The 7,506-nt window shown below is 35.0% G+C and carries 7 protein-coding genes; all 7 read left to right on the top strand.

What is annotated here, in order from left to right:
• Positions 1 to 511 precede the first annotated feature (511 nt).
• The 7 genes from HMPREF9402_RS14535 to HMPREF9402_RS06005 all read left to right on the top strand — a co-directional run bounded on the left by HMPREF9402_RS14535 (position 512) and on the right by HMPREF9402_RS06005 (position 7,438).
• A complete protein-coding gene (locus HMPREF9402_RS14535; RefSeq protein ID WP_006784729.1) occupies positions 512 to 658 on the top strand; it encodes a hypothetical protein in 147 nt (48 codons plus the stop codon).
• 387 nt (positions 659 to 1,045) lie between these two features.
• A complete protein-coding gene (locus HMPREF9402_RS06030) occupies positions 1,046 to 2,089 on the top strand; it encodes a hypothetical protein (RefSeq protein WP_006784728.1) in 1,044 nt (347 codons plus the stop codon).
• 12 nt (positions 2,090 to 2,101) lie between these two features.
• Positions 2,102 to 2,722: a zinc dependent phospholipase C family protein gene (locus HMPREF9402_RS06025; protein WP_009606845.1), complete on the top strand. Its 621-nt coding sequence runs from the start codon at positions 2,102 to 2,104 to the stop codon at positions 2,720 to 2,722.
• Between the two features lie 92 nt (positions 2,723 to 2,814).
• The gene (locus HMPREF9402_RS06020) at positions 2,815 to 4,035 is read left to right on the top strand and encodes an NAD(P)/FAD-dependent oxidoreductase (RefSeq protein WP_006784726.1); all 1,221 of its coding nucleotides are present in this window, start codon (positions 2,815 to 2,817) and stop codon (positions 4,033 to 4,035) included.
• A gap of 101 nt (positions 4,036 to 4,136) precedes the next feature.
• On the top strand, positions 4,137 to 4,691 hold the full coding sequence (locus tag HMPREF9402_RS06015) for an ECF-type riboflavin transporter substrate-binding protein (RefSeq protein ID WP_009606847.1): 555 nt from the start codon (positions 4,137 to 4,139) through the stop codon (positions 4,689 to 4,691).
• A gap of 213 nt (positions 4,692 to 4,904) precedes the next feature.
• Positions 4,905 to 6,608, top strand: a complete 1,704-nt coding sequence (locus HMPREF9402_RS06010; protein ID WP_009606848.1) for an ABC transporter ATP-binding protein — start codon at positions 4,905 to 4,907, stop codon at positions 6,606 to 6,608.
• Positions 6,608 to 7,438 carry an energy-coupling factor transporter transmembrane component T family protein gene (locus tag HMPREF9402_RS06005; RefSeq protein WP_009606846.1) on the top strand — a complete coding sequence of 277 codons (831 nt, stop codon included), beginning with the start codon at positions 6,608 to 6,610 and terminating at the stop codon, positions 7,436 to 7,438. Before HMPREF9402_RS06010 ends, HMPREF9402_RS06005 begins: the two co-directional genes overlap by 1 nt.
• Positions 7,439 to 7,506: the final 68 nt, after the last annotated feature.

Raw genomic sequence — 7,506 nt, 5'->3', positions numbered from 1 at the left:
GGTAAAAGAGAGAAGAGAATGCTGTTAATCATTTTACGGATTTAAAATAGGATTACATATAGCCGCACGTAAATCTTTAAATGACATCTATCTGCACGGATGCTGATATGATTATGAGTTTGACTTGCTAGGAAAAATTTTGACTATTCGATTAAATGAAACGAAGTAAGGTGTTGAAGTTGAGACATTCAAAATCACTGTCTAGGGGAGATTAGGGACTATGCTATTTAAAGGCTCCTAATTGACTGTGAAGGAGGTGTTCATCTTCAAGACGTTAATCTTGTAAACTACGTTGTTTTAGTATTGAATTGATAACCACTGCTAGTGATTGGGAATGGTTAATTGAAGGATTACGTTCCAATGACCAGTCGGTGTTTGGGATACTTGACCGTATTGCGTTAGAGATGGTGAGTTTTAACCAGTCAGTGGTAAGACGACAATAGTAGTCTTTCATTGGACGATTGAAATGATGTTCCTTAATCCTGTACACATTAGAGGGGCGATAATCTATGTGATTCAAGTTAGTCAGTTAAATGACGATGCTGGTGTTAATTTTATGGGAACTCTAATCCCATCAGGGATCAACTTCTTTGTCGATTCTCAAGAACAAGCCACTTTGACTTTTTTAAATAAAATTTTAGCTGCTTTTGTTCTTTAGTCTTATTTTTTCAAGTTTTTATAGGATGGTATAGGCGGGTTAATCCAATGAAGGAGGTGCCTGAATGGAACATAAGCAGATGGTCAGCTTGTGTATGAGTGTTAAAATAAAGAATCGTATTGGTGAAGAGATTTAGATCGTTTAATCGGGATTGACATTGAGAGTAGAGTGATTTCGATAACGATGAAATTGATACGTTTAAAAATCATTCTATTTCAAATTTTTTTAACAACGATAAGAAAAAGATGGGGGGTGAGTCTGTTGATTGATTAAATTTGAATGAAGCATCTAAGTTTTATTGTAAGGGATTCATTTAATTCTGTTATGTGTTTTCGTTGTATGATAAAATAAAAGTAATTAGGTGAAAAATTTAGGGGGATTAACTTCATGAACGAACAGAAAAATAAATTGTCTTTTGAGGCATCCTACACATTAGATGTGATTGGATTACTAGACTTACTTTTTTCAGGTGAAATTGATGAGGATACGGAGTTCGTTCGTTACTTAGAAGAGCAATTAAGTGAAAATTGTGAGGGATTATTAAATAAAGTGCGCAACACTTTACCAAAGGGAGAATCAATTGGAAGCACCTTAATTCCTTTAATTGCAACGGATTCAGAATTTAATGATCTTCGTTTGTCAGAACTGTTACAAAGTCCAAAGTATCTAGTCACTCAATTAAAAAAACAAACGATAAAAAAAAATCTTTCTAAAGCTTATCAAAAGTTTTTAAATAAAGATGTAGAGAAGGTTTTTGAACAATTAGGCCTCGTTATTGCGGAACTTGAGCGATGTAAATTCAAGAACTTTTGGTTAGAAAATCGTTTGCCATTGATTAATGAACAAATAAAACGTTATGATAAAGAGTGCCAGCCATTAAACGTGATTGAAACGTTAAATCAATCACTCACGCCACAGCATATTGAGCGACGCAATGTATATGTGGTGAGTTTTGAATTACTAGATTTAAAGTCGATTCAACTGTTTAATGAAGATGTTGTCGTTTCGATTAAACGCTCAACTAAACAGGTGTTAGAATGCTTGACAGAACAATTATTACAACCCATTTCGATTCATAGGCAATTAAGAGCGCGTGTCCGAGCGTTAAAGCATGATCAAATGCTTTTAAATGCTTTAAAGCATGTGAAAGAGGAATATAAGGATTTAGGTTCTTATTTAGAAGCTAATGTGAAACTAGCGTATCAAATGTATTTAAACACTCAACTTCATCTTTGTGATCAACCTTATCAATATTTAGGACGCTATCAATTTGGGACATACAAACTTTCGACCTTGTTTTATCATTATATGCAGACTCATCCGAAAATAAGTTCTCAATCTATCTCTGATTATTTAGTAGAAGTTGTTGAACAAGTAGAGGTTGATCAGTTTGATCAACGCTATCTGACAATTATGAGCCACATATTATAAGGAGGGGCAAAGATGCCATCACCGATTGTGCACTTGAATGTTATCCAAAACGTTTCAAAACGTTTATCGATTCCCATGACATCTGATTTGTTGCTTGGTTCAATTAGTCCTGATGCCATTCATATGAGGCCGAATCAAACGTGGGCAGATAAGGCGGTCACACATTTTTATGACATAGCAGATGACGATTATGTTGAGGCGATTTTACAGGCGAAACAAATAATTACAGGCGTGACTCAAGACTTTAAACTTGGATATTTAATTCATTTATATACAGATTATCTATGGCGTGAAATTATTTATGCTCCTTATTTTCATGCTCGAAAAGAAAGGATGGAACGCTTAGAGTTGCATGCCCTTTATTACCGTGATATGCAACGAATCGATGATTTATTAAAAGGACAGGTCTTACCCTTATCGGCTGATTTAAAACAAGCCATTGCAATGCCGGTCTGTCCCTTGTTAAGTCGGGATGAGGTTGAACAATGGCGCCTTAAAGTTTTAAAGCAAGATTTAGAAAAAGATAAGCAAGGTGACACGGAACTTGAAGTCTTTTATATGACTGATATTTTGTTGTTTATTGAAAGGTGTTGTCAGCAGATCGTGACTTATTTTCATCTCTTTGAAGACTAGCAACCAAGTTGCTAGTTTTTTCTTTCGCTTGACTAAAAAAATATCCTCGTAATACAATAAACAAAGCAACCTAAGAATCGGAGGAAAAAACGTTGAATAAATATGATGTACTTATCGTAGGGGCAGGACCAGCCGGTCTTTTTACAGCTATTATGTGTGCTGAAAAAAAACAGCGCATTGCCATTCTTGAAAAAAATAAATCGTGTGGGCGTAAATTATTAATGGCGGGTGCAGGGAAATGTAATATTACACAAGCGGGTGACATTCATCACTTTTTAGAGTGTTATGGACCTAATGCAAAATTTTTAAAACATGCCCTCCTTTCATTTCAAAATGAAGACTTACTAGCTTTCTTTAGAAAACGTGGCTTAGAATTTATGACAACTGAAAAGGGAAAGATTTTTCCAAAATCACAAAAATCGATGGATGTCTTACAAGTTTTATTAAAAGAATGTCACAAACGTCACATTGACATCATCACTGAAACGGCTGTACAGTCAATCGAAAAAGTAGATGATCTTTTTACTGTGAAAACCAATCAAGTGTCATATGAAGCCCAAAAAGTTGTGATTGCAACAGGAGGACTGAGTTATCCTCATACTGGGTCAACAGGAGATGGACAAGTCATAGCAAAGTCATTCGGACATAAAATTATCCCAATGAAGCCTGCTTTAACGCCCTTAAAAATTAAAAATTACGAACTTGTGGATATGTCGGGAACGTCATTTGAAGACTTATCATATACACTTTGGCGTGGCGGAAAAAAAATAGGCGCTTATCACGGGGACTTTTTATTAACACATACTGGTGTTTCAGGCCCTGGAATTATCAATCATTCACGCTATATGCAAGCTGGTGATGTTATTAAATGTAACTTCGTTGGAGCTGAGTCGATTGAAGCATTTAGAAGTCAATTAACAAAAAAATTAGCAGCGGGTGGAAAAACACTTGTCAAAACGATTGTACGTGATTTAAATCTGACGAAACGCTTTGCTGATAAGGTACTTGAACTATGTCACATCAGTGATGACTTAAAGTGTGCTGAAATTAGTAAGGTGACACGCCAAAAATTATTAACGATATTAACGGAGTACGAAATGGAAGTTAAAGAGCTTGGAGGCTATCATGTGGCCATGGTCACGACAGGCGGTGTTTCGATTAAAGAAATTAAATCCAAAACGATGGAGTCTAAAAAAGTTGAGAATCTATACTTTGTGGGAGAAGTATTAGACATTGATGGCGATACAGGTGGATATAATATTCAAGCAGCGTTTTCAATGGGATACATTGCGTCTTTAGCAATTAATGCTTAAAACTTACAATAGTCGAAGTTTGTATTTTCTTGACATCACATAATCAGACCGATATACTAGTGAGTGTTGATTTTTACCTTTTTCGAAGGGAGAGTTTAGAAATGAATCAAAGACTATCAATTAAAACGGTCGTTGCGATTGGGATTGGAGCTGCCATTTTTGTCGTTTTATCGCGTTTTGCCTCATTACCAACCGGAATTCCAAATACAAACTTTGAAACAGCTTATGCTGTCTTAGCTTTAATTGCATTATTATATGGTCCAATGGCTGGGTTAGCAACAGGGCTTATTGGTCACTTTTTAAAAGATATTTTAATTTGGGGAAGTCCATGGTTTAGTTGGATTATTGCCTCAGGAATGATTGGACTTGTGATTGGATTACTAGCCAAACGAATTGACATGGAAGATGGTATCTTTGGCAAACGAGAAATCATTATCTTTAACCTAGCTCAAATCGCGGCAAATATCGTCGGATGGTTTATTGTAGCACCGATGCTTGACGTATTGATTTATACTGAACCGTCAGATAAAGTTTATCTTCAAGGAGCGGTTGCGGGATCGTTTAACATGATTACGATTGGAATTTTAGGTTCTTTATTAGTTGGGGCTTATGCAAAAACACGTACCCCAAAGGGAAGTTTAAAACCTGAATATTAATCCTTAGTTAAAAAGCATCTGAAGAAGCGTTATCAGATGCTTTTTTTACATAAAAAACATTGTCGAAGTTTGTCTGTTTTATAAAATTTGTGTTATAATATTGAAGTTAAATAAAAATCGAGATTAGGTGAATTAAAAAGAATGATAACAAATTTGTTAGATTGATTTTAATTCATCTAATTTTTTGTCGCGTGAAAAGAAAGGATGATGAGAATGCGAAAACCGATGATTGAATTTGAAAATTTTAGTTTTCAATATCGTGTGCAGTCAAGTCCAACCCTTAAAAATATAAATTTGTGTATTTATGAAGGTGAAAAGGTTTTAATCGTTGGGCCTTCTGGTTCTGGGAAAAGTACGTTAGCTCATTGTATTAATGGATTAGTGCCTAATATTTATAAAGGTCAGTTAAGTGGAAATCTTAAAATTAAAGGTGAAAATGCTCTAAAGCATAATCTGTTTAAACGATCTAATTATGTAGGGACAGTTCTTCAAAATCCCGATGACCAATTTATTGGCTTAACGGTAGGAGAGGATATTGCGTTTAAACTTGAAAATTTAGAAGTGCCACAAGCTGAAATGAAGTCAATTGTGAATGAAGTCTCTACACTTGTTGATATCAAGACGCATTTAAAATCTGCTCCACACGAATTATCAGGCGGACAAAAGCAACGTGTTACGCTTGCCGGTGTTATGGTGGATGATATTGATATTTTATTATTTGATGAACCATTAGCCAATTTAGACCCAGCAGCTGGAGAGCAGACAATGTCATTAATTGATGAAATTTCAAGAAAAACGCATAAAACGATTGTGATTATTGAGCATCGTTTAGAAGACGTTTTACAGGCATGCATTGATCGAATTATTGTAATGAATGAAGGTTGTATTATTGCTGATATGACACCAAATGAGTTATTAGCCTCAAATCTTTTATCTCAAATTGGAATTCGCGAACCTTTATATGTGACAGCGTTAAAATACGCAAATTGCGAGATTTTAGCGAGTATGAATCCACAATCTTTAAATCAAATGGATTTATCAAGATGTCAAGAGGCACTTCATCGTTGGTATGATCAGACGGAAATTCAAAAAGAACGAAATCAGGAAGACATTTTGCTTGAGTTTAAGAAAGTTTGTTTTGGTTATCAATCTGATAGCTTAACCTTAAAGGATGTCTCATTCCAAATTCGTAAAGGTGAAATGTTGAGTTTAGTTGGAAAAAATGGCGCAGGAAAATCAACAATTTCAAAGTTGATTAGTGGATTTTATCAACCGATTTCAGGAACGATTTTATTGAATGGCGAAGATATGGGAACTCAAACGATTAAGGAACGAGCAGATAAGATAGGGCTTGTGATGCAAAATCCGAATCAGATGATTTCAAAGACAAAAATTTTTGATGAAGTGGCTCTTGGACTTCGTGTTCGTGGGATATCAGAAACAGAAGTTCAGGAACGTGTGATTGAAACATTAAAAATCTGTGGTCTTTATCCATATCGTAATTGGCCGATTTCAGCTTTAAGCTTTGGTCAGAAAAAACGTGTAAGTATTGCAGCTATTTTGGTTTTAAATCCAGAACTTTTAATTTTAGATGAGCCAACTGCCGGACAAGATTTACGTCATTACACCGAAATTATGGAGTTTTTAGTCGAACTTAATCAACGTGGCATTACCATTTTAATGATTACACATGACATGCATTTAATGCTTGAATACACAACTCGTGCCATTGTGATTACAAATGGGGAAGTGTTAGCTGATACGTCAACGTGGCATGTTTTAACTGACGATCAACTGATTGAAGCCTCTCATTTAAAGAAAACATCACTTTATCAACTGGCCATGCAGACAGGACTTCCGAGTGCGGTGGACTTTATTCGAAAATTTATTTTTGCAGATAAGGCGGTGAGAACTTAATGAATACTAAACTGCTTGCTTATATTGATGTGGATTCACCCATACACCGTTTAACAGGGAGTACGAAGCTAATTTGCTTTTTACTTTGGTCTATCACGGCGATGTTAAGTTATGATACGCGTGTTCTTGGGATGATGTTTATCATCAGTTTAATTTTATTTAAGCTATCAAAAGTTGAATTTAAACAAGTGGCGCTCGTCTTTTATTTTATTTTAATTTTCTTAGTTATCAATAATATAGCGGTCTTTATTTTTTCCCCAGTTGAAGGCGTTCATATTTACGGAACACAGCATGATTTGTTTAAATTATTTGGACCGTATGTCTTAACGCAGGAACAATTATTTTATCAATTTAATATGACCTTGAAGTACTTAACGATTATTCCCCTTGGTTTAGTCTTCTTATCAGCAACTGATCCAAGTGAATTTGCAGCGTCACTATCCAAAATTGGAATTAGTTATCGACTGGCTTATTCTGTTGCGATTGCTATGCGTTATATTCCAGATATTCAACGTGATTTTGTTGAGATTTCTCAAGCTCAGCAAGCGCGTGGAATTGATATGTCTAGCAAGGCAACATTATGGGTTCGTCTTAAAAATACGTCTGCCATTTTAATGCCTCTTATTTTGACTAGTTTAGATCGTATTGAAACAATCAGCTATGCGATGGAATTAAGGGCATTCGGTAAACATAAAAAACGCACCTTTTATTCTGAACGTCCGTTTTTAAAGCGAGATACTTATACACTTGTAGGATTTAGCGTTTTAATGGCCATTTTTTTAGTTATTACCTTTTCTAATGGAACGCGCTTTTATAATCCTTTTATTTAAATAAAAAATCGTCATGATTTGTTTCATGACGATTTTTTTGTTTTAATGCGATTATTTTAAAAAATTCT

It is taken from the genome of Turicibacter sp. HGF1 (assembly GCF_000191865.1).
Lineage (GTDB): Bacteria > Bacillota_I > Bacilli_A > MOL361 > Turicibacteraceae > Turicibacter > Turicibacter sanguinis.
This window is presented reverse-complemented; position numbering and strand designations above follow the sequence as displayed.

Excerpts from the sequence above, each read along its gene's own strand:
- HMPREF9402_RS06015 (WP_009606847.1), top strand. The coding sequence starts at position 4,137 with ATGAATCAAAGACTATCAATTAAAACGGTCGTTGCGATTGGGATTGGA.
- HMPREF9402_RS06010 (WP_009606848.1), top strand. The coding sequence starts at position 4,905 with ATGCGAAAACCGATGATTGAATTTGAAAATTTTAGTTTTCAATATCGT.
- HMPREF9402_RS06005 (WP_009606846.1), top strand. The coding sequence starts at position 6,608 with ATGAATACTAAACTGCTTGCTTATATTGATGTGGATTCACCCATACAC.
- HMPREF9402_RS06030 (WP_006784728.1), top strand. The coding sequence starts at position 1,046 with ATGAACGAACAGAAAAATAAATTGTCTTTTGAGGCATCCTACACATTA.
- HMPREF9402_RS06025 (WP_009606845.1), top strand. The coding sequence starts at position 2,102 with ATGCCATCACCGATTGTGCACTTGAATGTTATCCAAAACGTTTCAAAA.